This window comes from Paracidovorax sp. (assembly GCF_057642795.1).
In genome coordinates this window covers 1-662 of record NZ_JBXYZY010000036.1, presented here as the reverse complement: position 1 = coordinate 662, position 662 = coordinate 1, and the positions used below count along the sequence as shown (strand labels likewise).

The following is a 662-nucleotide window of genomic DNA, read 5'->3' as shown; positions in this document are numbered from 1 at the left end:
GAGGAGCCTCGTGGCCATCAAGTGGTGGCGGGGCCAATCGTCAGTGGAGACCAGTTCATCGCTCAGGCCGAGAAGGTCGCCTGGCTACGTGCCACATTTGGGGCTAGCGCCGTCGAAATGGAAGGTGCGGCTCTAGCACAGGCAGCCAATCGTCTCGGTGTACCTTTCGCTGTGGTGCGGATTCTGTCCGACTCTGCCGACGGTGATGCGGTAGCGGATTTTCCAGCATTCCTTAACAACGCGGCCCATCGTGGTCGCGACCTCGCTCACGCTTTAGCTTGGCAGCACGGGCTCACGGCTTGACGAGGCTGTCAGGCTCGTACGAGCAGGGCCCCTGGGGCCACACGGGTCCTCATTGTCGTCACTGTGCCGATGGGGTCTCCATCAACTTCCGCCAGGATCGGGCCGGAACCAGACATGGCGAGGGCTGTTCGCGACGTCGCGTGGCGCACGAGGCGATGGCCGTGCCGATGTCGGGTGACAAAGTGGTTGAGGACGGCGATCCATCCGACAATGCCATGGGGAGACAGCGTGAGGACGTCAAGGGCCCCATCGTCAATGCGGCCGTCGGGGACGAGAACGACGCCGCCGGGAAGTACTGAGCAATTGCAGACCAACACCGTTCGCGCCCGAGTGATGACGGGGCGGCGTCCTTCGACGCT

2 protein-coding genes are annotated in these 662 nt (G+C 63.4%); one reads left to right on the top strand and one right to left on the bottom strand.

What is annotated here, in order from left to right; translation table 11 throughout:
- Positions 1 to 303 (top strand): 5'-methylthioadenosine/S-adenosylhomocysteine nucleosidase (locus AC3A84_RS14550; protein WP_487970607.1); only part of this gene is annotated, 303 nt, incomplete at its 5' end.
- Between the two features lie 8 nt (positions 304 to 311).
- Here the strand turns inward: AC3A84_RS14550 and AC3A84_RS14545 are convergent.
- Positions 312 to 620 carry a diacylglycerol/lipid kinase family protein gene (locus tag AC3A84_RS14545; protein ID WP_487970609.1) on the bottom strand — a complete coding sequence of 103 codons (309 nt, stop codon included), beginning with the start codon at positions 618 to 620 and terminating at the stop codon, positions 312 to 314.
- Positions 621 to 662 lie beyond the last annotated feature (42 nt).